This window comes from Arthrobacter sp. HMSC06H05 (assembly GCF_001807395.1).
GTDB classification, from domain to species: domain Bacteria; phylum Actinomycetota; class Actinomycetes; order Actinomycetales; family Micrococcaceae; genus Pseudoglutamicibacter; species Pseudoglutamicibacter albus.
The window spans coordinates 16,523-40,286 of sequence record NZ_KV788971.1 but is presented as its reverse complement, the minus strand read 5'-3'; the positions used below and the strand labels follow the sequence as shown (position 1 = coordinate 40,286).

Annotated in this window: 23 protein-coding genes and 2 tRNA genes; 9 read left to right on the top strand and 16 right to left on the bottom strand. The window is 57.0% G+C overall.

Annotated elements, in window-relative coordinates; translation table 11 throughout:
* Positions 1–140: 140 nt before the first annotated feature.
* From rlmB to HMPREF3160_RS01290, 4 genes are all read right to left on the bottom strand, one after another.
* Positions 141–1,112 (bottom strand): 23S rRNA (guanosine(2251)-2'-O)-methyltransferase RlmB, encoded by a 972-nt coding sequence (gene rlmB, locus HMPREF3160_RS01305; RefSeq protein WP_070490155.1) that lies wholly within the window; start codon positions 1,110–1,112, stop codon positions 141–143.
* A gap of 95 nt (positions 1,113–1,207) precedes the next feature.
* The gene (gene cysS / locus HMPREF3160_RS01300) at positions 1,208–2,665 is read right to left on the bottom strand and encodes a cysteine--tRNA ligase (protein WP_070506584.1); all 1,458 of its coding nucleotides are present in this window, start codon (positions 2,663–2,665) and stop codon (positions 1,208–1,210) included.
* Between the two features lie 10 nt (positions 2,666–2,675).
* Complete coding sequence (gene ispD / locus HMPREF3160_RS01295) at positions 2,676–3,959, bottom strand: 2-C-methyl-D-erythritol 4-phosphate cytidylyltransferase (protein ID WP_256173769.1); 1,284 nt, start codon at positions 3,957–3,959, stop codon at positions 2,676–2,678.
* A gap of 32 nt (positions 3,960–3,991) precedes the next feature.
* A complete protein-coding gene (locus tag HMPREF3160_RS01290; protein ID WP_035757383.1) occupies positions 3,992–4,492 on the bottom strand; it encodes a CarD family transcriptional regulator in 501 nt (166 codons plus the stop codon).
* Between the two features lie 338 nt (positions 4,493–4,830).
* Between HMPREF3160_RS01290 and HMPREF3160_RS01285 the strand changes: the two genes are divergently transcribed.
* Complete coding sequence (locus HMPREF3160_RS01285) at positions 4,831–5,391, top strand: hypothetical protein (RefSeq protein WP_070506582.1); 561 nt, start codon at positions 4,831–4,833, stop codon at positions 5,389–5,391.
* A gap of 133 nt (positions 5,392–5,524) precedes the next feature.
* Here the strand turns inward: HMPREF3160_RS01285 and HMPREF3160_RS01280 are convergent, their stop codons facing one another.
* Positions 5,525–6,205, bottom strand: coding sequence for a response regulator transcription factor (locus tag HMPREF3160_RS01280; RefSeq protein WP_035757387.1), 681 nt, complete (start codon positions 6,203–6,205; stop codon positions 5,525–5,527).
* A gap of 10 nt (positions 6,206–6,215) precedes the next feature.
* Positions 6,216–7,409, bottom strand: a complete 1,194-nt coding sequence (locus HMPREF3160_RS01275) for a sensor histidine kinase (RefSeq protein WP_035757389.1) — start codon at positions 7,407–7,409, stop codon at positions 6,216–6,218.
* 225 nt (positions 7,410–7,634) lie between these two features.
* Between HMPREF3160_RS01275 and phoU the strand changes: the two genes are divergently transcribed.
* Positions 7,635–8,303: a phosphate signaling complex protein PhoU gene (gene phoU, locus HMPREF3160_RS01270; RefSeq protein WP_035757391.1), complete on the top strand. Its 669-nt coding sequence runs from the start codon at positions 7,635–7,637 to the stop codon at positions 8,301–8,303.
* A gap of 98 nt (positions 8,304–8,401) precedes the next feature.
* On the opposite strand, the gene HMPREF3160_RS01265 is transcribed toward phoU, so the two are convergent.
* Positions 8,402–9,145, bottom strand: a complete 744-nt coding sequence (locus tag HMPREF3160_RS01265; protein ID WP_035757393.1) for a phosphoglyceromutase — start codon at positions 9,143–9,145, stop codon at positions 8,402–8,404.
* A 57-nt stretch (positions 9,146–9,202) separates the two neighbouring features.
* Positions 9,203–9,559 carry a DUF2516 family protein gene (locus tag HMPREF3160_RS01260; RefSeq protein ID WP_052048632.1) on the bottom strand — a complete coding sequence of 119 codons (357 nt, stop codon included), beginning with the start codon at positions 9,557–9,559 and terminating at the stop codon, positions 9,203–9,205.
* 61 nt (positions 9,560–9,620) lie between these two features.
* Here HMPREF3160_RS01260 and tmk point away from each other — a divergent pair, with 61 nt between their 5' ends.
* The 4 genes from tmk (at position 9,621) to HMPREF3160_RS01240 (ending at position 13,495) form a co-directional block, all read left to right on the top strand.
* Positions 9,621–10,391: a dTMP kinase gene (gene tmk / locus HMPREF3160_RS01255; protein ID WP_070506579.1), complete on the top strand. Its 771-nt coding sequence runs from the start codon at positions 9,621–9,623 to the stop codon at positions 10,389–10,391.
* Positions 10,388–11,602, top strand: a complete 1,215-nt coding sequence (locus tag HMPREF3160_RS01250; RefSeq protein ID WP_070506577.1) for a DNA polymerase III subunit delta' — start codon at positions 10,388–10,390, stop codon at positions 11,600–11,602. Before tmk ends, HMPREF3160_RS01250 begins: the two co-directional genes overlap by 4 nt.
* Positions 11,603–11,667: 65 nt before the next feature.
* Positions 11,668–13,257 carry an alpha/beta hydrolase gene (locus HMPREF3160_RS01245; RefSeq protein WP_083285243.1) on the top strand — a complete coding sequence of 530 codons (1,590 nt, stop codon included), beginning with the start codon at positions 11,668–11,670 and terminating at the stop codon, positions 13,255–13,257.
* A gap of 165 nt (positions 13,258–13,422) precedes the next feature.
* Positions 13,423–13,495: transfer RNA gene (locus HMPREF3160_RS01240), tRNA-Thr, on the top strand.
* 133 nt (positions 13,496–13,628) lie between these two features.
* On the opposite strand, the gene HMPREF3160_RS01235 is transcribed toward HMPREF3160_RS01240, so the two are convergent.
* From HMPREF3160_RS01235 to HMPREF3160_RS01220, 4 genes are read right to left on the bottom strand one after another with little or no spacing between them, the layout of a single operon-like run.
* Positions 13,629–14,147: a hypothetical protein gene (locus HMPREF3160_RS01235; RefSeq protein WP_070506574.1), complete on the bottom strand. Its 519-nt coding sequence runs from the start codon at positions 14,145–14,147 to the stop codon at positions 13,629–13,631.
* A 51-nt stretch (positions 14,148–14,198) separates the two neighbouring features.
* The gene (locus HMPREF3160_RS01230) at positions 14,199–14,402 is read right to left on the bottom strand and encodes a YbdD/YjiX family protein (protein ID WP_256173766.1); all 204 of its coding nucleotides are present in this window, start codon (positions 14,400–14,402) and stop codon (positions 14,199–14,201) included.
* Between the two features lie 9 nt (positions 14,403–14,411).
* Positions 14,412–16,667 (bottom strand): carbon starvation CstA family protein, encoded by a 2,256-nt coding sequence (locus HMPREF3160_RS01225; RefSeq protein ID WP_070490169.1) that lies wholly within the window; start codon positions 16,665–16,667, stop codon positions 14,412–14,414.
* Between the two features lie 48 nt (positions 16,668–16,715).
* The gene (locus tag HMPREF3160_RS01220) at positions 16,716–17,717 is read right to left on the bottom strand and encodes an NAD(P)H-quinone oxidoreductase (protein WP_070490177.1); all 1,002 of its coding nucleotides are present in this window, start codon (positions 17,715–17,717) and stop codon (positions 16,716–16,718) included.
* Between the two features lie 139 nt (positions 17,718–17,856).
* On the opposite strand from HMPREF3160_RS01220, the gene HMPREF3160_RS01215 reads away from it, so the two are divergent.
* A tRNA-Ser gene (locus HMPREF3160_RS01215) sits at positions 17,857–17,944 on the top strand.
* Between the two features lie 239 nt (positions 17,945–18,183).
* Here the strand turns inward: HMPREF3160_RS01215 and HMPREF3160_RS01210 are convergent.
* Genes HMPREF3160_RS01210 through HMPREF3160_RS09535 form a run of 4 tightly spaced genes read right to left on the bottom strand, consistent with a single transcriptional unit; the run spans position 18,184 to position 22,859 of the window.
* A complete protein-coding gene (locus tag HMPREF3160_RS01210; RefSeq protein ID WP_035757398.1) occupies positions 18,184–19,467 on the bottom strand; it encodes an MFS transporter in 1,284 nt (427 codons plus the stop codon).
* The gene (locus HMPREF3160_RS09540; RefSeq protein WP_083285242.1) at positions 19,464–20,615 is read right to left on the bottom strand and encodes a JmjC domain-containing protein; all 1,152 of its coding nucleotides are present in this window, start codon (positions 20,613–20,615) and stop codon (positions 19,464–19,466) included. Before HMPREF3160_RS09540 ends, HMPREF3160_RS01210 begins: the two co-directional genes overlap by 4 nt.
* Positions 20,608–21,882, bottom strand: a complete 1,275-nt coding sequence (locus tag HMPREF3160_RS09780) for a hypothetical protein (protein ID WP_141739773.1) — start codon at positions 21,880–21,882, stop codon at positions 20,608–20,610. The genes HMPREF3160_RS09540 and HMPREF3160_RS09780 overlap by 8 nt, the downstream gene beginning before the upstream one ends.
* Positions 21,883–21,905: 23 nt before the next feature.
* Entirely contained in the window at positions 21,906–22,859 is a 954-nt protein-coding gene (locus HMPREF3160_RS09535; protein ID WP_176744674.1) for a HesA/MoeB/ThiF family protein, read from the bottom strand.
* A 196-nt stretch (positions 22,860–23,055) separates the two neighbouring features.
* Here HMPREF3160_RS09535 and HMPREF3160_RS01205 point away from each other — a divergent pair, with 196 nt between their 5' ends.
* Both HMPREF3160_RS01205 and HMPREF3160_RS10285 read left to right on the top strand, forming a co-directional pair.
* Entirely contained in the window at positions 23,056–23,490 is a 435-nt protein-coding gene (locus HMPREF3160_RS01205; protein ID WP_141739772.1) for a hypothetical protein, read from the top strand.
* Positions 23,491–23,673 carry a 2OG-Fe(II) oxygenase family protein gene (locus tag HMPREF3160_RS10285; protein WP_083285237.1) on the top strand — a complete coding sequence of 61 codons (183 nt, stop codon included), beginning with the start codon at positions 23,491–23,493 and terminating at the stop codon, positions 23,671–23,673.
* Positions 23,674–23,764 lie beyond the last annotated feature (91 nt).

The window sequence follows — 23,764 nt, the reverse complement described above, 5'->3', positions numbered from 1 at the left end:
ATACTCTACACACACCCACACCAAAACGCAGAACCACCCACACACCGGCCAGCGTTCCAGCCATGAACCCCGTAAATACAAGGCAAAACTCCCCTGTACCACGTTCCAGGACGCAGTTCAGGGGAGTTAGCGAAGAAGATTCAGTTCTGTGATGCTCGTCGCTTATTCGCGATCTCGTACAGCGTGATGCCCGCAGCCATCGATGCATTGAGAGACTCCATCGCAGCGTTAATCGGGATCGAGACGATCTGATCACACGTCTCCGAAACCAAACGCGACAATCCCTTGCCCTCGTTGCCCACCACAACAATCAGCGGCTCATCAGCAAGTTCAAGTTCAGGCAGGGATACATCACCCCCGCCATCCAGACCCAGAACATAGAAGCCATTCTGCTTGGCCTGCCGCAGAACCTGCGTGAGGTTCGTGGCCCGCGCAACCGGCACACGTGCAGCAGCACCAGCAGAGGTCTTCCACGCTGTAGCAGTGACACCAACCGTTCGGCGCTCCGGAATCACGATCGTCCCAGCACCAAAGGCCGATGCGGAACGGATGATCGCACCCAAGTTACGCGGATCAGTGATACCGTCCAACGCCACAACCAACGGGGCCCCCGCTGTTCCGTTGCGGTAGTTCTCCATCGCATCGGCAAGGCTCGCGGCAGCATCCGGATAGTCATACGGCGGGATCTGCATCGCAATACCCTGATGCACAGAGCCGTCTGTCAAACGATCCAGCTCAGGCTTAGTCGCCTCAAGAATCGGAATGCGTCGCTGAGCCGCGATCTTCAACGCTTCACGGATGCGGTCATCCACATCAATCTGAGCCGCAACATACAAAGCCTTCGCCGGGATGGAGGCCTGCAATGCCTCCAGCACAGCGTTACGCCCGTTCACGTGCTCCTCAGAGAAACGACGACCACCAGTCGGTTGGCGACGGTTGCCTTGCTTGTTCTGCGAACGCTCCCGCAAAACCTTGGCACGATGCGCCTTGTGATAGACCCGGTCCTCCGCCTTAGGAGTGGGACCGCGGCCCTCAAGCGCGCGCTTATTCTTACCGCCGCTGCCCTTAGAGGGCCCCTTACGGTTACGTGGTGCCTTACGTGGCGCCGACATATGCCCTCCTCAACGGACACAACGATCAACTACAACGCCCGGAACCCGGACTAACGTCAAGTCTAGGCTCTGAAACCCCTACGAGCTTCCAAGCTCTACAATCCAGTCAAAACCCACGATGCGCCATCAGCGCCATCCTTGACCGTGATGCCCGCCGCAGCGAGCTCATCACGGATACGGTCAGAAGTCTCAAAGTCCTTCGCCGCACGCGCGGCCGCGCGCTCAGCCAGACGCGCCTCCACCAGTTGCGCCAACGCGTCCGATTCGGCGCCCTGACTAGACTCAACAGTGGACGCCGCGTCATCAAGGCCTAACACCGCGGTCATCGCCGCAACCTGGCGAGCCGCGTCCAACGCGGCACCGGCCTCCGCGCCGTCGCCTGACCCTAAAGCTGCGTTGCCGCGACGCACCGTCTCATGCAACGCCGCAAGCGCCTGCGGAACATTCAGATCATCGTCCATGGCTTGAGCGAAAGCCGACGCGACCTCGCCACCAGCCACAGCATCGGCGCCAAACTTCTCGGCAGCCCTCGCAACAAAACCCTTCACACGCTCCAGAGCGGCACCGGCCTCCGCCAGAGACGACGGCGAATAATCCAACTGCGAACGATAATGAGCCTGGCCTAAGAAATACCGGACAACATCCGCCGGAGCCTGTGCCAACATCTCACGCGGAGACACCGTGTTCCCCACGGACTTCGACATCTTCTGGCCCTCAAACGTCACCATGCCGTTATGCATCCAGAAACGCGCGAAACCATCGCCAGCAGCCTGCGACTGAGCCATCTCATTCTCGTGATGCGGGAAACGCAAATCCAAGCCACCACCGTGGATATCGAACGTCTCGCCAAGGTACTTACCCGCCATCGCCGAGCACTCGATGTGCCAGCCTGGCCGGCCACGCCCCCACGGCGAAACCCACGACGCCGTCAACGGGTCGCCATCCTTATGGCCCTTCCAGACCGCGAAATCACGCGGATCACGCTTACCGCGCGGATCAGCGTCGCCAGCATCCTGCATGTCATCCACCGACTGATGCGTCAGCGCACCGTAGGAAGGATAGGAACGGACATCGAAATAGACGTCACCCGAGCCATCCTCAGCCGGGTACGCATGGCCCGCATCGATCAGACGCTGAATCAACGCGAACATCTCCGTCATGTGCCCCGTAGCGCGCGGCTCATACGTCGGAGGCAAAACGCCCAATGTCGCATACGCCTCACGGAACGCCGCCTCAAAACGGTACGCCAACGCGAACCACAACTCATTAGCCACATAATCCGGGCCGAGCTGAGCAGGATCAGAGAAAGACAGCGCCGACTTCTCCAAAATCTTGTCATCAATATCCGTGACGTTACGGACCATCGTGACCGTGAAACCGCGATACATCAGCCAGCGCCGCAAAATATCGAACGCGATGGCCGATCGTACATGCCCCACATGCGGCATCCCCTGAACCGTCGCGCCACAGTAATACAGCCCCACATGCCCCTCCCTGACAGGGACAAAATCGTGGACGGCACAGGTACGGGTGTCATAGAAACGCAAGCTCACAGACCCAACCCTATCGCTTCGGCGTCGGATACACCCACGCGACCGCGCGGGCCGAAATACCCTCGCCCGCACCCTCGAAACCCAAGCCATCCGACGTCGTGGCAGCGACCACAACCGGAGCGCCCAAGGCATGCGACAACACACGGTTCGCTTCCTCACGCCGCTTAGCAAAGCGTGGACGGTTCCCCACAAACTGAACCGACACGTTCCCCACCGTGAAGCCCGCTTCTCCCACCAAACGCCCGGCCTCACGAACCAGCGTCACGCCAGACGCGCCAGCGAACTCAGGGCGGTCAGTACCAAACTGGGTGCCCACATCCCCCAAACCGGACGCCGCGAACACCGCATCACACACAGCGTGAGCCACCGCATCACCATCAGAATGCCCACTCAAACGGCGCTCCCCCGGCCACTCAAGCCCAGCCAACATCAACGGCAAAGCCCCAGGCGCTGACGGGTCCTCATCCGAAAACGCGTGAACATCAAAACCCAAGCCAACCATCGGCAGGCTGCCTGCAGGGATTCCCTCACCCAACTCGTGCACCTCACTCATGGTTCCAACTCCCTTCTCTTCAGCGGCACCGGCCGCGAGAATGCCCTCAGCGATAGCAACATCCTGCGGATGCGTGACCTTCAACGCCCGCTCATCCCCGGCAACCACCACAACCCGGTATCCAGTCTGTTCAAGCAAGCCCGCATCGTCACTGGCATCCCGGCCAACCGACTCGCGGTGCACACGCCGCAACGTATCCGCGACAAAACCTTGCGGCGTCTGCACAGCACGCAGCGACGAACGCTCCGGCGTATCCACCACCACGCCATCGGCATCAACGATCTTGTATGTATCCACCGCAGGTAGCCCCGGAACAACGCCGTCCACATCATCACGGGAACGCAACTGCTCAACAACCCGCCCAAACAAGGAGGCAGGCGCAAAGGCGCGAGCGACATCGTGAACCAACACGAAACGCGCATCCCCCACAGCTGCAAGACCGGCCGCCACCGATTCCTGACGCGTCGCCCCGCCAGGAACACACGAAACCGCAACACCGGCAACCTCAGGACGCTGTGCGACGAGTTGCGCTACACGCCCATCAGAAGGCGGCGTCACAACAACCACCTGCCCGGCCAGGCCCGGATCAACCACAACATCGAGACAATGCTCAACCAAACTCCGGCCAGCAACAGCCGCCAAAGCCTTAGGCATACCGGCCTTTAAACGCGTACCGGAGCCCGCCGCCACCACAACGATGGCCACAGACTCCGGTGAACACTCGGCCGGAAGAAGAGTCACATGAGGTGACATTCAACCCCCGATACGAAAACTTAGACCTTAGCCTTACGCTTCCCAGACAAAACATCATCCAGGACAACCTCAGCCTCATCTTCCGTCAGCTTCTTAGCAAGAGCCAACTCCGAGGTCAGGATAGTGCGCGCCTTAGCCAGCATGCGCTTCTCACCAGCAGACAGACCACGATCATTCTCGCGGCGCCACAAGTCACGCACAACCTCAGCGACCTTATTCACATCACCAGAAGCCAGCTTCTCCAAGTTCGCCTTATAACGACGAGACCAGTTAGCAGGTTCCTCCACATCCTGAGCCTGCAACACCTCAAAAACGTGCTCAAGCTCATCCCGGTCCACAACGTCGCGGACGCCAACAAGATCCACATTCTCAGCAGGGACCTCAATCACCAAGTCACCCTGGGCAACCCGAAGCTTAAGGTACATTTTCTCTTCGCCCCGGATGGTGCGCATCTTAATCTCTTCGATCGTGGCAGCACCGTGATGTGGGTAAACGACCGTCTCTCCGACGTCAAAAATCATGCGGATAAACCCCTTTCTAGATAACTAGAATATCACGACTAACTCCGCACCTTTCCACAGAACCCCGTAAACATAGGGGAAACGGAACTTAACGGCTCAGTACCTTCAACGCGCAGTTATCTATACGCCGACTGGCAACACAGTCACCACAACAGCGGCCCACGCACCCCAAATAAACGATCGAATCACCGCACAAGCCCGAACGGTTTGTCACCAACACACAGCCGAGGCCGCGAGAAACACACAAACACGATAGAATCGCAGGAGGCGGTGGTCTGCTTGCACCCTTAAATGAGCAAACAACCGCGCAGATGACTCATTGATGAGGAGCTAATTTCGTGAAACTTCCCGTGAAGGCCCGCATCCGCCGCGCCGCCTCGGGCGCCGCCCTTGCTGCGCTTGCGCTCACCGCTACCGGCTGCGGTGCGATCAACGACCAGGCAACCACTGCCCAGTACGACCCATCAGACGGTGTCTCCGCGCACGTCGGCGACGTCACCATCCAGAACCTGGTGCTCGTCACCAACGGCGCCGACCAAGAAGCCCGTTACCTCGGCACCATCGTGAACAAGGGCAAGGACTCTGCAGACCTCAGCCTCGAGTTCAGCGGCAACTCCGTAGACACCAACGTCACCGCAGACAAACCGCTGCGCCTCGAAGACGATAAGAACGCCGAAACTTTCACGGTTCCAGGCGACACCAGCAAGGAAACCAACAAGGGCACCTACCCTGGCCAGCAGGTCCTCGTGACCATCAAGAGCGGCGGCAACAGCACCACCGCGAAGGTCCCAGTAGTCGACGGAACCCTCCCTGAGTACGCCAACTACGTCCCAGGTGGCCACGACAAGTCACGTAGCGACCACCTCAAGCCCTCCGAAAAGGCCGACCACGGCCACTAAGAACACAGCCTGACCCGCGCTAACCGCCGGGCATGGCACAATAAAACGCTGTGGGCCGGACACTCGCTCGAGTGTCCGGCCCACAGCGTTTTATACGGTAACTGCGCGGGAAACGGTACCTACGCTAGGAAGACTAGCCTTCGAACTTGTATCCCAGGCCGCGCACCGTCACCAAGTGAACAGGCGAGCCGGGCTCCTCCTCAATCTTGGCGCGCAGACGCTTCACATGAACATCAAGAGTCTTGGTATCGCCAACATAATCCGATCCCCACACTCGATCGATCAGCTGCCCGCGCGTCATCACACGGCCCGCGTTACGGAGCAACATTTCAAGAAGCTCAAACTCCTTGAGCGGCATCTGCACACGCTCACCACGCACCGTGACCACATGCCGTTCGACATCCATCCGGACAGGGCCAGCCTGCACGGTTGTGGAAATCAGCTCTTCCGCTTCCCCCTGGCGACGCAAAACGGCCCTAATCCGGGCCAGCAGTTCACGCGAAGAATACGGCTTCGTCACATAGTCATCCGCGCCCAGCTCAAGACCCACGACCTTATCGATCTCAGAATCCTTAGCCGTCAACATGATGATCGGCACGTTAGAACGTTGCCGCAACTGCCGGCACACCTCAGTTCCCGGAAGTCCCGGAAGCATCAAATCCAATAAAACGAGGTCCGCGCCATGCAGGTCAAACTCCTGAACCGCGGTTTCCCCGTCAGCAGCGACTGCGGCATCGAACCCCTCGCGTTCCAAAAGGAAGTGGAGCGGATCGGAGAGCGACTCCTCATCCTCCACAATCAGAATGCGTGTCACCGTGCTGTACTCACTTTCCCTCAACGCTCGAGGCTTCCTCGAGGCTAGAACTTGCCGAGGAAGCGCTCTGCTCTTCCTCACTTTCGAGACGCGGCAAACGCAACGTGAACGTAGAACCCTGCCCCGGCTGCGACCACAAGGTCACCTCACCACCGTGGCTCTCCATCACGTGCCGCACGATACTCAAACCCAACCCGCTACCACCAGTCGAGCGGGCACGAGCCGAATCAAGCCTGTAGAAACGCTCAAACACGCGTTCCTGTTCATCAGCCGGAATACCCGGACCCTGGTCAGTCACCGTGACCGAAACCAAACCATTCCGGTCACTGATCCCCACACCAACCGTGGTGCCTTCAGGGGAATACCTGATCGCGTTATCAATCAGGTTCCGCACCGCAGTCATCAACAGATCAGATTCGCCATAAACGGTCGCGTTCTTGACGCCGCCAACCTTGATCTCAATGTCCTGCTCACCCGCGATGAGCGCCGTACGATCCACAGCCTCATTCACAAGCTTGGACATATCGACTTCCTCACCCGCCTGCACAACATCAGCAGACTGCAGGCGTGACAGCTCAATAATGTCTTGGACCAAAGCCGCCAACCGCTGCGATTCCTTAGCCAAACGCTTGGTGAACCGCCGCACCGCGACCTCGTCATCAGCCGCGCTCTCAATAGCTTCAGCCAACAAACCCACAGCACCGACCGGGGTCTTCAACTCGTGTGAAACGTTCGCAACGAAATCGCGGCGCATGGTAGCTGTACGAGTGATCTCAGTGCGGTCATCTGCAAGGATCAAAATATGCTCCCCACCCAGCGGCGCCATACGCACATGCACCACAATGAAACCCTGCCCCACAGGGCCGCGCGGAAGCTCAAACTCGCCTTCACGAACCACACCATCGCGGCGAACATCAGCGATCATCTCCACAATGTCGCTATGCACCAACGTATGGCCCCGCACCAACCCATACGCGTACGCAGACGGATTCGCCCGCACCACGCCATCGACCTCATCGACCAGAACATAGGCACGACCAATAACCCCCAACACGTCTGCCGCTCCTTCCGGCAAATCAGGGGTGTCATCAGCGAGCTGGAGAACCCTGCCACGCTGCGATGCGTTATAAGCAAGGACTCCGCCCACACCTATGAGCAGGCCCACCAGGCCTGAAATCACGGCAATGAGTTGCGTATGGTCCACACTAAGAGCCTAACCCTGGAAAACTAGACAACAACCGGAGAATGCACTCCCCTACGACCTGTTCACCTGATGTTCATGTAACGCCTACCGCCGCGATACTTAGCGGAGCAAAGATAATTCATAGTCCCCCACATGTGCCCAGTGAGAGACACACGGCGTGAGCCGCACACAGCAAAACTCACCGCCGCCGCACATGTCTGACAATCGAGAGGAACACACGCAACCGTGCGCAAAGTCTTCCAAGCAGAGCTGACGTCCATCGGCGAAGGCCTCATCACCATGTCCCACCGTGTTGCAACCGCAATGGAACAGGCATGGGAGGCGTTCACCACCCAAGACACCGAACTAGCGCAGGAAGTCATCGCAAGCGACGCTCGCATCGACTTCATGCAGAACGAACTGGACGAGCGCGCCATCGACGTCCTCGCCCTCCAAGGCCCAGTCGCCTCCGACCTCCGCATGATCGTCGGTTCGCTGCGCATGTCTGCATCCCTCGAGCGCATGGGCGATCTCGCCCGCCACATCGCCCAGCTGGCTCGCCTGCGCTTCCCTAACCCGGTAGCACCAGAAAGCATCATCCCAACCTTCGCTGACATGGCGAAGCTGGACATCGAACTGGCACACATGCTCGGCGACCTGCTCGACACCCGCGACCTGAGCCTGGCGCGCCAGATCATTGAAAAGAACCGCCAGATCGACGAACTGCACTCCTCTGTGTTCCGTGCCGTAGCCGCCCCAGAATGGGACGCACCATCCGAAACCACGGCAGACGTGACCCTGACCTCCCGCTACCTCGAGCGCTTCGGCGACCACGGCGTCTCCGTAACCCGCAAGGTCACCTACCTCGTGACCGGCGAATGGGAACCAGAATCCGTAGACCTCCCATTCAAGTAACCGATACACCTCACGAAGCGTTCGCGGCTGAGAGAGCATAGAGCTGGGGCCAGCACCTGCCACAGGTGCTGGCCCCAGCTCTATGCATTACCTAGGCGTTACTTCTTACCCTGGTTGGCGACGTTAGCGATCTCAGCCGCGGCAGCATCCGGATCAAGATAGGTGCCGCCCGGGGTGACAGGCTTCAGGCTCTCATCCAGCTCATACACCAGCGGAATACCGGTCGGGATGTTCAACTGGGCGATATCCTCATCCGAAATACCATCCAGGTGCTTCACGAGCGCACGCAACGAGTTACCGTGCGCGGTCACCAAAACAGTCTTCTCGGCCTTCAGATCCGGCACGATCTGCTCAGTCCAGTAAGGCAACAGACGCTCAAGAACCTGCTCAAGGCACTCGGTACGCGGCATCGAAACAAGGTCCGCGTAGCGAGGGTCATTCGCCTGCGAAAACGGCGAATCATCCGCCAGCTCCGGCGGCGGAGTGTCATAAGAACGGCGCCAGGTCATGAACTGTTCCTCACCGAACTTCTCCAAAACCTCGGCCTTGTTCTTGCCCTGCAACGCACCATAGTGGCGTTCGTTGAGCCGCCACGAACGCTTGACCGGGATCCACACATGATCCGCGGCCTCCAAAGCGATGTTGGCCGTCACGATGGCGCGAGTCAACAGCGAGGTGTGAAGCACATCAGGCAGGTTGCCGGTCTCCTTGAGCAGCTCACCGCCACGCTTGGCTTCCGCACGCCCCTTCTCAGTCAACGTCACGTCATACCAGCCAGTGAACAAGTTCTTCTCGTTCCACTCGCTCTGACCGTGCCGAAGCAAAATCAGCTTATAAGTCATGATCCGCCTTTCATTCCCGCGCAAGCAGGGTCTCTCAATGACGATGGGTGCCGCGGCTTAATACGAGCCGTACCCGTTCTTACCGGACACGTTAGGACGGACCCCCGCCAAATACACGCCTGTGAAGATCGCCGCAGCCAAGATCAGGATCATGCCGAAGCTGCCACCGCTTAGAATGCCGGCGCCGAAAGGCCGACCTATCAAAGCGGTCACACCGCTGACGCATGAAAGACCTGACACGAGCGCTGCCGCTGCGAGGGCTCCTGTCCACGCGCCTTTCGACATCCTGCTGAAGACGCGGAAACGGTCCGCGGGCTGCCCGAGGCAGTCCAGCAACGCGAATAACGCGAGAGCGAAAATGGCTCCGTCGATTAACACGGAGATCACGAATTCGATCATGAGAGCCCAAGTCATGCGTCCCATTCTATGTGTTCACCCTCATGTTTTGGACCTAACCACCGGTAGGGTTAAGTACATGCAGGTAGATGCCACACAGCAACACCGTGATACCGCCGGTGTGTTCATCGTGTTTGAAGGAGGCGACGGGACAGGTAAATCAACCCAGTCTCGCTTGCTCGCCGAGCACCTGCGTTCGGCCGGTTACCGCGTTGAAACCACCCGCGAACCAGGCGGAACGGCTGTATCCGAGGCACTGCGCGGCATCGTGCTTGACCCGGCGTTCGCTCCGATGGACCCTGTCACCGAAGCCTTGATCTATGCTGCGGCGCGTTCGGCTCATGTCAACGACCGGATCATCCCGTGGCTGGAGGCTGGCGCGGTTGTGATCTCTGATCGCTTCCTTGACTCCTCGCTCGCATATCAAGGTGCAGGCCGCGGGCTCGGCCTGGAAACAGTTGCCTCCATCAATGCCCCGGCCGCGCGGGGGCTTGAACCCGACCTCACCATCGTGCTCACGATGCCGGTAGCGGACTCGCGTGCACGCCAAGGCCAACGCGGAACCAGCGACCGCATCGAAGCCGAGCCCGATGAGTTCCACGGAACACTCATGGAAGAGTTCGAGCGGATCGCGGCACTGGATCCGCAGCGTTATCTTGTGATCGATGCGCGGGCAAGCATCGAAGACATCGCGCAACAGATCAACGCGGCTGTGGCTCCCCTCATAGAGCGTGTTCCCCTAACAGCGCGGACCGAACAGGCCGAGCAGGCCCCGGCGACGCGGCCTGCGGCGGGCTCAGCGTCCAACCCTGCACCTGATGCCGTGACAGATGCCGGAGGTAGCGCATGAGCGTGTGGCGGGACCTCCCTGGACAGGAGCGGGTGGTTGAGCAACTCAAGCGCGCGGTGAGCGGTAGTGCGATGACCCACGCGTGGCTCATGACCGGCCCTCCGGGCTCAGGACGCACCAACGCGGCCCGCGCGTTCGCTGCCGCCCTTGAATGCGAACAGGCCGCGCCGGAAGCAAAGGGCTGCGGTGAATGTCCGGCGTGCCGCACCGTGCTCGCTGGAACACACCCCGATGTCAGCATGGTGACAACCGAGAACGTTACCTACTCGATTGAAGACGTCCGCCACCTCATCAGCACAGCCCACGACAGGCCAGCCACGGGACGCTGGCGCATCATCATTGTTGAAGACGCCGACCGCATGACCGAACGCACCACCAACGTGTTGCTGAAAGCCATCGAAGAGCCACCCCCGCACACCGTGTGGATCCTATGTGCGCCTTCGCCCGCCGATGTCCTGGTCACGATCCGCTCCCGTTGCCGCAACATCACACTCCGGATCCCGGATAACGCCGATGTCGCGGAGCTTTTGGTTCGCAGGGACGGGCTAACCCCGGCGCAAGCTGAGTTCGCGGCCCGCGTTTCCCAAGGCCACATCGGTGTTGCCCGCAGGCTCGCCCGCGACGAGGGGGCACGGCAGCGGCGTGAAGACATCGTGAACACGCCGTTCAGAGCCACGAACATCGCTAACGCTATGGCGGCAGCCGCCCATTTCGTTGAGATAGCGACCGCGGAGGCGACCGCATCCGTTGAAGAGCGTTCCCAAGCCGATGAGGCTGCGTTGAGGGAAACCTTCGGCTTGTCCCCGGAAGAATCGATCCCGCGGCAGTTACGCACAGAATTCAAGCGCCTCGCCGATGCCGCTAAGCGCCGCGGACGGCGCGGAACCACAGACTCGATAGACCGCGCATTGATCGACCTGACGACGTTCTTCCGTGACGTTCTCACAATCCAGCTCGGCACAGGTCAAGAGCTCGTCAACGCTCACCTAGCGCCGCAGCTGACCCAGTACGCGAACGCGACGAATCCCGGCCATTCCGTTGCCGCGATCGACCACATCGGTACCGCACGCGAGAGGATCGCCGGAAATGTGAGCCCACAAGTAGCGATCGAAGCGCTCATGGCCGCGATCATCGTCTCACCCCGTAGTACTACACCGCGAAGTTCTGCTTCACCTAGACTGACTGCGCACAGGCCGTCTGCGGCTCGATGAACCTCCCGGGCCACCGATAGACCGTGTACTACTAGCTCCAACAGATCGACATCAGCGAGGATAATGTGACTTCCCCACACCAAACCCGGCTCCTTCCGGGTGCTATGCCCCGCCGGGGCATGATGTTCAGTGCAGCAGCCGCCGCTGTTGCGTTAGCGCTCACCGCTTGCGGCGGTGGCGGTAGCAACGGCGGGCCCGAGGCGAGCCCGGCCGAGTCGTCGAAAGCGCCTGCCACGGAAGCCGTCAGCGGCAAAGACCTGAAGTCTTTCTATGACCAGAAAATCGACTGGCAGGAATGCGGCAACTTTGAGTGCGGCGAGATCGCAGTTCCACTGAACTACGAGAAGCTTGACGAGGGCGCGATCACGATCTCAGTTATTCGTGCGAAAGCCACCGATAAGTCTGAAGGCAGCTTGGTTGTGAACCCGGGCGGGCCGGGCGCCTCAGGTGTCAACATGGTCAAGGACGCCGCCTCGATGCTGTTCTCCGATGAGCTACGTAAGAGCTACGACATCGTCGGTTTTGATCCTCGCGGGGTGGGTAGCTCGACGGCCGTGAAGTGTTTCACGGACAAGGAGCTCGATGCGCGCATGGAGGAATCTCGTATGCCGCGCAACAACGAGCAGAGCATCAAGGAGATCAAGAAGGACGCAGAAGCCGATGTGCTCAAGTGCAAGCAGAACACCAAGCCGGAAGGGCTGCTGAGCCAAATCACCACACCGAACTCCGCACGAGACATGGATATTCTGCGCGCGGCCCTCGGCCATAAGAAGCTCGACTACCTCGGCTACTCATACGGCACCGAGCTCGGCGCCCAGTACCTCTCGTTGTTCCCAGAAAACGCTGGACGCATGGTGCTGGATGGGGCGCTGGACCCAAGTCTCGAGATGGAAGAGGTCGGGCTTGGGCAAGCGAAGTCCTTCGAGGAAAGCCTGGATTACTACCTTGAGTCCTGCACCGAGCAGCCGAATACTTGCTGGTTCAAAGGCGACGTTGCGGCTGGCCGTAAGAAGCTCACCGAAGCGATCGACAAGTGGGATGCCAAACCGATGACCACCGAGGACGGCCGCAAGTTCAGTGGCGCCGCCGTTTTCGAGGCAGCCCTCTTGCCGATGTATGAGCCAGCAGCCCATGACATGCTCACTGACGCGTTGAGCCAGGCGATCGAAGACAATGACCCAGAGGGGATCGCGATGCTGTGGGACTTGTCTACTGAGCGTGGAGAGGACGGCAAGTACCGCAACAACACCAGCCAGGCGTTCTACGCATACAACTGCATGGATTACGGCGCGTCTGCACTGACGGAGGAATCCCGCAAGAAGACGCGCGAAAAGTTCAAGAAGGAAGCGCCGTTCTACGGCGAGGCCCTCAGCGAGCACGATGGTTGCGCTGGCTGGCCTAACGCCGGTGGCGCCGCGCAAGATGACTTCAAAGTGTCTAAGGACATCCCGCCTGTTTTGGTGGTCGGCACTAAGCACGACCCAGCAACCCCGTACCAGTGGTCCGTGAGCCTGCAGAAGCAGCTTCCAGGTTCTACCCTGCTGACCTTTGACGGGTGGGGCCACACCGCTTACGGGCGTTCCAACGAGTGCGTCACCACCGGGGTCGAAGACTTCCTACTCAAGGGCAAGATGCCGAAGAAGACTAACTGCTAACGGATCGCCTCGCGCTGTTTACGGCGTTGTTGTGGCCGCGCGTAGGCTCCCGTTTCAGCGCGGTTTCAACGCAGTTTCACCCGCGTTTTGACCCTGGCGCGTTGAACCGATAGAGTTTCGACTCGTGGCATGCACCTTGCGTGTATGCCGGCGGTTCACCGCCAGGCCTCCTTAGCTCAGTCGGTAGAGCGTTTCACTCGTAATGAAAAGGTCGCCGGTTCGATTCCGGCAGGGGGCTCGCACAAAAGGTTCGTGGCCGTACCAAGACTGGTACGGCCACGAACCTTTAACGTTTTCAGCGCTTATGGACTGGGCGGTGTTTAGCTCTGCGGTGCGCGTACCCTACTCTGCGGTGCGCCGGCCAACAGTGTTTAGCGATGCAGTGCCCGCTGCAGGGCAGCTTCCGCCTTTTCAACGTATGAGTCCACTGCCCCGCTCTTGCGGTCCAAGTTGTCTTTCGCCGCTTTGTTGTCTTTCGCCGCTTTGGCCTCTTGCGGCGCGCCACCCTGGCCAGCTTCTGAGGCGTCCTCGGCGGTAGCCCACCCGAGCATCGCTGCGGATTGAGCGAGGGTCGCAGCGTGCGTGGCTGCTTTCGTCAACGCGTGGTGCACGTCCAGAGCGGCGGCCGGGACATGGTCTCCTGAAGACGGGAACGCCGCTTGCGCTCGGCGTGAGACCTCACGTACGCGTTCAAGGTGGTCACCCACCTCGTCCGCGTACGTGAGGATCACGTGATACGCATCATCAGCTTGCGCCTGCTCCAGGACCTGGTGCATACGGTCCACCGCGCGCCGGAACCGCCAATAGTCTGAGCGCCACACGCCCTCGCCTAGATCCTTGGTGCCCTTGCGGTCCGGGTTACCGAACATGGTTTTGAAAAACTCACGCATGCACCCAAGATAGCTGGTTTGAGCGGGCTAAGCCTCAACAGCGGCGGCGGCTCAACAGCAGCGAGCCCCAGGGTTCTTGTCCTGGAAATCGTGGTATTGGCGCCACCACTCTTTCTCGCTGAGCGGCTCTTCACCGGGGTGCACCCGTTGAAAATGCTCAACATAGCGGTGGTATTTATCCGCGCCTACGACACCGCTGAAGAAGCGGCCGGACTTGCGCAGAAAATCCACGACCGTTGCCATGACCTGTCCCATGAGAATGGGTCACTCCTTCCGTGGAGCATTCCCGGTAACGACCTTCTGGTCATATTCCTTCCAGCGCTGCTCAAGCTCACGCTCCGGCTTCGAAGCAATCAAACCGCTAGGCGCGTAGATCTTAGACTCCACTTCCTCGGTCTCGAACGGATCCACAACCTTGCCGTGGCGGTAGGCCTTGAACGTGACGACGGTTGACGCCGCGATCACGATGATCGCCAAAACCATGAACAAGATCGAAAGCGAACCCTGAACAAACGTGTTACGGACCACCGCGTTCATCGCTTCAACATTGCCTGCCGTGCCAAGGCTCGTCTCGCCAGCGGCGAGCGCTTCCTTGAACTTGAAGTGATTAGCCCAGTAGCCCACCGAAGGGTTAGGCGAGAAGATCTTCAAAAGCGAAGCGTACATCGTAATGACGGTGGCGAAAGCCAGCGGCAAGACAACGACCCAGATGTGCTTGAAGCGTTGCTTCTTCGCCACGATGGCCATGACGATCGCCAACGCGATCGCAGCCAGTAGCTGGTTAGAAATACCGAACAGCGGGAAGAACGTATTAATACCGCCCAGCGGGTCAGTCACACCCAGAATCAAGATGTAGCCCCATAGGCCAACCATGATCGCGGTGGTGATCCACACCCCTGGTTTCCACGACATGTCCTTGAACTTAGGGATGTAGTTACCGAACGCGTCCTGCAACATGAAGCGGGCGGTACGAGTACCGGCGTCCACAGCAGTGAGGATGAACAGGGCCTCGAACATGATCGCAAAGTGGTACCAGAAGCCCATCATCGAGACGCCGCCGAACCACTGCTGCATGATGGAGGCCAAGCCGACCGCGAGCGTCGGAGCGCCACCCGTACGGGATACGACAGACTCTTCACCGACGTTATTGGCAAGCTCAGTGAGCATGTTCGGTGTCAGCTCGGTCGCACCGACTAGGCCGAGCGAGTTCACGAACTGGACCGCGCCTTCCACGGTCCCACCGGTGAGACCAGCACCCGAGTTCATAGCGAAATAGACGCCGCGGTCAATCACGAGAGCACAGATGAGCGCCATGATCGCAATGAAAGACTCCATGAGCATGCCGCCGTAACCCAAGAAACGGGTCTGGCGTTCCTTCTCAACGAGCTTCGGGGTGGTGCCCGAGGAGATGAGAGCGTGGAAGCCAGAAAGCGCACCACACGCGATAGTCACAAACAGGAACGGGAACAACTTACCCGAGACCACCGGGCCGTTCTCGACCGAAGCGAACATCGAGACGGCTGGCGCGTCCAGCATCGGGCGCACCACAACGATCGCGACAGCCAACAGCGCGATCACACCGATCTTCATGAACGTGGACAAGTAGTCGCGCGGCGCGAGCAACAGCCACACCGGCAGGACAGCGGCGACGAAACCGTAGATGATGATCATCCACGCGATCGTGGTCTTATCCAGGTGGAAGAACGAAGCGCCCCACTCGGATTCAGCGACCCAACGGCCAGAGATGATGGCGAACATCAACAGTACGAAACCGATGATGGAAACTTCCATAACCTTGCCCGGGCGCAAAAAGCGCAGGTAGACGCCCATGAACAGCGCGATCGGGATGGTCAGGCCAACCGAGTAAAGACCCCAAGCAGACTCACCCAAAGCGTTCACGACCACGAGCGCGAGGATCGCGACGATGATCGTCATAATGAACACGGTCGCAATGATCGCCGCGGTACCTGCAAAACGGCCTAGCTGCTGGCGAGCCATCTGCCCCAACGAGACAGCGCCAGAACGCATCGAGAAGAACAGAACCAAGTAGTCCTGGACGGCACCTGCGAGGATCACACCAACAATGATCCAGATAGTACCGGGAAGGTAACCCATCTGGGCCGCCAAAATCGGTCCAACCAGCGGGCCAGCGCCCGCAATCGCAGCGAAGTGGTGGCCATACAGCACGCGACGGTCTGTCGGCATGAAGTCCTGGCCGTTATTCTTCACCTCCGCAGGTGTTGCCCTGCGGTCATCAGGCTTCGCAACTTTACGCTCAATGTACTTCGCGTAGAACCGGTACGCGATCAAGTATGTACCGACCGCCGCGAAAACCAGCCACACCGCGTTGATCGGCTCGCCGCGGCCCAGCGCGATCGCACCCCAACCAACCGCGCCCAACAGGGCGACTCCGACCCACACGATAATGCGGGTCGGAGTCCATTTACGTTCCTCTGCTTCCAGGACGTCAGGTTCAACGTACGCCGGTGGCCGCTGAACCTCGTCTGAGGTTGTAGACATAAGAAACCTCACTCAAATAGGTACTTGCGATGACTTGTACAAGACACACTACTCCCGGTTGTCGGGATGCGTCGTTAACACGATCTTGCCGAAATGCTCGCCGCGCGCCAGATACTCATGCGCGGCCCTCGCTTGCTCCAGCGGGAACTGCGCATCCACGGGCACCGTGACCCGGCCATCGGCGATCAAAGGCCACACATGCTGACCCACAGCCGCAACGATCGCCGCCTTCTGGTCCGCGGGCCGTGCCCGCAACGTAGTGCCGTGCACCGAAAGCCGTTTGATCATCAACCGGCCCATATCCAGCTCAGCCTTCCGGCCACCCACCAAACCGATCGTGACCATCCGGCCATCAGTAGCCAAGCATCTCAGGTTACGGTCCAGGTATGCCCCGCCCACTACATCGATCACAACATCCACGCCCCGGCCGTCGGTGAGTTGCTTGATGCGCTCAACGAAATCCTCATCCCTGTAGTTGATCGCCTCAGTTGCGCCGCGTTCACGCGCCCACCGGCACTTCTCCGGGGTCGATGCGCTCGCGTACACCGTGTGCCCGCAGGCCGAAAGCCACTGCAGCGCGAACGTCCCGATACCGCCCGATGCGCCATGCACCAGAACGGTCTCCCCCGCTTGCAGGCGCGCTGTCATCGCAAGATTCGAATACACCGTGGCGGCAACCTCGATCAACGCAGCCGCCCCCACCATGCTGATACCGCGTGGAACCCGCAAAACCTGCGCGACCGGGGCCACCGCATACTCCGCGTAACCACCCGTATCAATCAACGCGACCACGCGTTCACCCAACGGCCATACCTCTTCGCTCACGCCGCGGCCGTAGCCCACAACCTCGCCAGAGACCTCAAGCCCCGGAATATTCGAGGCACCTTCGGGGGGACGATAGTTCCCTTCACGTTGCGAAACATCAGCCGGGTTAACACCGCACGCATGCACCCGGATCAACACCTCTCCAGAGCCAGGCTCCGGAACGGAGGCCTCCCCCACCCGAATCACCTCAGGGCCGCCCGCCCCATCAAACGCGACCGCAGTCATCGCTGCGGATGTCTTCACATCTGACGGAACCACCGGCCTCGGCTGGCCGGGCATTTTCACTTCACGATCAGCACACATACTCCCCAGAGTGACACGAATACAGAGTTGACGGAAGCATGCGATAAACTCAAGCGTTGTTGGAGGGTTGTCCGAGTGGCCGAAGGAGATGGTCTTGAAAACCATTGTGCGGTAACCCCGTACCAAGGGTTCGAATCCCTTACCCTCCGCTGGCCTAACCCCGGGATCGTAGAGATTCCGGGGTTTTCCTTGTAATCACGCGGTTTTGCCATGTTTTTTAGTGCTATCAGTCTTGCAGTTGTACTCAGATGTTAGCATTAAACTAGGCATAATTTAGGCATAACAGCCGTTTTCTAGGCACAGATTAGGCACAACAGGGCACGAAAACGATGAGCATCAGGAATCTACCCAACGGCAAGGGAGCCCCAAAAAATATCAGTAACCGTTACTACTTTGCAGCCTCAGACATGTATTCGTAGAGCTGCCGGTTAGTGATTGCAATAAGCGACTTCTCTCGAATTACCCAAAATCCAGAAGCGAATATGCCTCCAAAGGCAATCGTGAGGACAACACTGATAGGGGCATACGTGACAGCTAAGGCTGCTAATAGAGCGCCTACAGGCTCAATCCCCCAGGTAAATAATCGACTCGCCGCGGAGTAGCGTCCAAGGTACTGTGACGGTACTAGCACTTGTTTGATGGTCTCAAATAAGGCGATATTCGTAAGAGTCGCAGCAGCCCAGATACCAAGCGCGGCTCCCAGTACAAATATCTGACTGGTCGGGGTAAAGACAGGAAGTAGAACTATGAAGATACCCATAATGCCTGGGATCATTAGAGTTGCGGCCATGAGTCGGTGGGGTCGAAACTTTCGGATGGCTTTTACAGAAATCCAGACACCAAGTAGCCCAATGAGTCCACCAATCGTTCCTGCTAGCCCAAAGGTGATTGCGGTTAGATCTGCATACCTGATTGCATAAACGGCAAAGATCGCCTGGACTGCGGAGGTGAATAGATTGAATTGGAAGATTCCAAGATTCATCCGAAATTGTGCCCGGTCTCTAAATAAAATATTGAAACCAGCCACCGCCTCTTGGATAAAACTTTTTCCCGTTTCGGAATCGGCCTTATCTGCACGTTGAATGCTACCTCCGCCAGGTTTGAATACAGGTCGCATAGAGAATGGCCCGACAGACACGACTATGTACAACGCTGCAACAACGGCCATGAGCCACGAAGGTCCTAGGTATTGAAGCACCCAACCTGCTGCGGCACCTGCCCCTATGTCGGCGGCGGATCGTAAACCAGCTATCCAGCTGTTGGCAGTAGGCAGTTTTGAAGGTCTGACTAACGCAGGAATGTAGGCTGATACGCTGCTCTCATATAATGCCGTCATTCCCCCGATGAAGAAAACGCCTACGATCAAGACGGTGATAGAAACCGCATCCTGCATAAACGCATAGGTCAGTAAAGCGGCGGCCACGCCACGTGCGATCGACAGGAATCCTAGTAAAAGGTCTTTACGTCGCACATCTGCAAGAGGCCCCAGGAGCAATAGGAAAATTAAAATTCCCAAACCGCTAGCAGCATTGAGTAGTGCTACCTCAGAATCTCTAGCGTTAAGAACTGTCACCGCTACCACAGGAATCGCAAACAACACGTACTGGGAAGTAAATGTTGAACCAGCTTCTGAAGCATATAGACGGAATAAAATTGATTTTTGGTGGTTCATGGAATGTGTTTTTCAGATGTTGGATTGGCGGAGACTACACCATATCCGGCCAGGGTGGATAAGATCGGAAACTTATCCACGTCAACATGGTCAAGTCTTTTACGGTCCAACAGTGTCCGGAGGGTTGTTTCAAGCTCTCTGCTAACCGTTGCTTGCAGGCCGCTGGTCATAGTCCGGATTCGTGTTGTGTTTTCATCGACAGAGTTAAGCGTGAACGATTCCTTCAGCTTTACTGTAACTGCCCCAAAAGTCACCGCGTCCCAACTCGCATAGATATCTTCTATCCGCTCATTCCATTGCGCTGAGGTTTCACAAGTTTCTTTTGAAGATTCCTGCAATTGATGTTCGAGAGCACTAATAATGGGTTCGATGTACTCGTTTAACGGGGGTTGATAGTTGTCGAACGGCAATTGTTCATGAAGCTTTGATGGGAAGGCTGAACTTTCGACAGTTTTGCTCAAAAGCTGGCTGAAAAGTTTTCCATATCGGGGTCGTTCTACAGAAAAGGTGATATGAATTGACCCCTTAGATGATGACGTACCTGAGTGAGGTGTGCCGGAAGGTAGGGTTATGAGGCCGCCAGTTTGCAGGAGCCCGGACTGGGTCAAATTGGGATAATCTCCTTCTAAAATTCGAGACATTGTCCCGACGCCTGGCTCTGGCTGCCCATATCTCCAATGTTTGGAGCCAGCCGTCTGGACCATCATTACGTCTTCTTCATCTATGTGAGGCGCCAAGCCTTCTACGTTGGCAGGGGTGATGTATGCCGTAGCAAGACAAGGGCGTTGGAGCTGATCTTCAAAAAGCTGACACACCTCAGCTACCTCTGGTACTGACAATTCCAAGCTATCGAGCGTAACCGTGGCCCCTTGCGAAATCAGCTTGGCGATACGTTCAGGGCAAATGGAATCGTTAACTTCTTGACGGCCTACGACTGTGGTGCGCGTATATCTAGATTCTTGAACTTTTCGGCCACGAAGAGCTACGCGCACCTGAGGTGTTCGGGTTAATGGATTCCTTAGCAATCTTCCTAAGTCGCTGAAATCGAAGTGAATTATCGACTCAACTTGACTGAGGTGAGCAGTCTCGCCGGCTTTCAGTCGTTGGAGACCTTCTTCTAGAAGTGCTTTTGAAGTTTTATCAAGCATTTATGGCACCCTTTAGATCATGGAAGCTGAACATACCCATAGTATTTGTCTCAAAACTGATCGGGCTTCTGAATAACACACGAAGACGACCGATGGTAATCTGCCGAATTACCTTATTCACAGCCTGCTCTAGACATCGCAAGTGTTCAAGGCTCGGCGCTGGCATTGCGAGTGTTTCTTTGATCATCACCGACAGTTCGGCAGATGCAGCAGTAGTGTGGCCCTTCTGTCTCAAATAACCCAGTGTTTCAGGTATTGCCCCCAAAGGTGAAGAATTTAGCGGCACCCTTAAGGACAAAATTATTCCAGCTGGGTTGACACGATTCATTACAATGTCTTCGTATGGAACTTGGACTGGATATAACAGTCCTTCGGTCTGTTTTGCTATTTCTTGAGCCATATCGCCGTTTGGGTGATAGCCCGAAAAATATAGAGGTACAGAGCTCCTGGCCATGGCGGAACCGTAGCTACTCATGCGTTCGCCTTTTTCTACAGGTAAGTTCCGTTGGGAGCGGTCTTTAGGCACAGGAAATAAGCGCGAAACAGTGGTCGAAAGGTAGGGAGCTATAATTGGTTCCCTTTTCAAGTATCGTTCGATAGAGTTCCAAAGCTGTGCAGGGACTCTGCTACCCGCGGTGAGGACATAACTAATGTTAAAATTTATCGGCTCATTGAATGGTCCGGGGTCTGATTCATAGTAATCCCTAGGTAGACCAACTCCCCAGCCTATGTTGATGTCTCCGGAGAAGAACTTCTTTCGGCCTTCATTTCGAGAGCCAAAATCGACTAGTTCCACTCCAAAGCGCCCGTCGGGGACACTCAGAAGCGTAGCGAATTTGTTTTCGTATCCGTTGGCTAATTTAAAGTCCCCAACGTGACGCCCGCCGACAAGACTAAACGCGAGACATTGTGCAGTGAGCACAGACGGAAGTTCTGCGATGGGGAACCTTGTGTGCATCTGCAAACGATCTCTACTCACTGTTACACGTTTAATTAGGCGTCCTAGCCATGCACTTGCGGGGGTAGTGCTAATCGAATGAACGATACCCTCAGCTATCTCGCCTAACTCATAACGACTTTCACCGGGCAATTTAGGGCCGGCTTTAAAAGCCCAATCATGGTCAGCAACTCTCATTGCATCACCCAGGAGTGCAGGCACGACCCGTCCATCAGAGCATTCTGCGTAGAGTGGTTGCGTGATCTGGGATTGTAGTAGTCCGTAGTTGTAATCCCTGTGCAGCATTTCCTTGTTGGCTATGCGCTCCATCTCGAAAACTAAGCGTTGTGACACTAGAACCTCAGAGACTCAGTAGTTTGGATGGACACTACTCCACGTCTTCTCAACGTTTTGTGGAATGATGTGTAATTGACTTCATCTGAGAGTCCTAATAAATGCAGGAGTGCTTGCTCTGCGAGAAGGGCTGAATTGTAAAGACTTATTGGACCCCAGGATGCGCGGATAGGTTCGCGAACACCACCCATTTCACTTAGCAAAATACATTCTTCTGGGGACCTGCTACGACCAGGCATGAAGACAGGACTGATCACAGTGGTATTGAAGCCTGTCGCGCCGAATACGCTGGCGACCCTGTTGTCCCAAGCCTGACAGAGACAGCTTAAAACCGAATTCATACTTGGACCATCAAAGGTCGCCACCACGAAATCCACTTCATGGAAAAACACCTCCGCATTTAAGTCATGAAATGAGCAGAAATGCGTCGTTATTTCAGGCCGTATCGCTCGATCAACTACCCACTGCTTTGCGACATCCACCTTGGGTCGCCCAATATCACCTGAACCGTAGATGTACTGTCTATTCATGTTAGATGGGCAGACAACATCTGGGTCGATTAATGTAAATTTCTGCACTCCGGCACCAACAAACGCTTGTAAGGCACAACTTCCCAAAGCCCCAACACCGATAATGCCCACACGAGCCTCGGTGATCTTCAAGTGCCCGAGATTAGGGTCTGCGCCCAATGTCACCAGATAATCGTGCTGCCGGGAAAATCGTTCAGAAGCAGCTTGGCCATATTCAGCATTAACGATGATATTTCGAGACTTAAGCTCTTGATAGAGGTTGTTGGGTAGCAAAGAAGCATCCAGAGGCACACCAGTGAACAAATCCGCCGGTAACTCTGTTGCTCCGACACCTCTAAACGTTAACGTGATGATCTCGGATCGTGCAACGAGACTTTGATCAGATTTTTCAAGCGACCATGCTTGTGATTTCTGAACCTTCAAATAAACTCTCCTGAGTTCGCTGATGGACTCAGGAGAGTTGCGTCAACCTGAGTCCATCAGCGCGCTGACAGCATTCTTAGCAGCGATGCACAATCATTTCGGCACCGTCGGTTTCGTTTTCTTCAATTTCAAATTCAATATCAACAGCCACGGTTGTCACCTCCTTCCAGTCTCCAAATAGGCTAACATGTGATCTATGTCACAGCAAGGGGAAAATATGTTTACTAACAGAACCTCAGGGTTGAGTTTGAAGAACTCAGTAATACAACACTTTTCAAGTGATGGATTCATGAGCAATGTAAAGAAGGTTCTCGAACCCGACTCTTTAGTAGGGCACGCTGCTCTACCCGAGAGTATGGATTGGAGACAAATCAGTCAGGATATGGCGGCTGACGGCAGGTGGGGTGCGGCGGCTTGGATTCAGAAAGGTACAGAGGTTAGCTCAATAGACCCACAGTCGTTCAACGATCACGACCCGCAGCTTCGGTTTTCATTATCGGAAATTCTGCGAAAACCGGACCCGGAAGCTTTTGGACTCCGCGGTTTCTTAGCTGGTTTACGTTCCAAACCGGTAGTTGGAGCTATGCAAAAGACCACGGGGATCAGAGATATTGAATACAAAGCCGCTTAAATCGCAAGATACCGCCCAGGACACTATCTGCGTAGACATGATGATGTCTTCGACGGTCGAGTATCCGCAACTGTATTTTTCTTGCACACAACCTGGGATGAGTCATACGGAACGCACTTGGTTGCTGAAAACTGGACGGCAGATCTGCAGTCGTCCCTCCATTTCCTGGAACCTACGCGCTAATGAAACTAACGGGCGGGCACTCTGATTCAAGTGTTTGGTTTCACGACATCGTTCACCCCTAACCGCCTCAACCCACCCACAGATCTCTCAC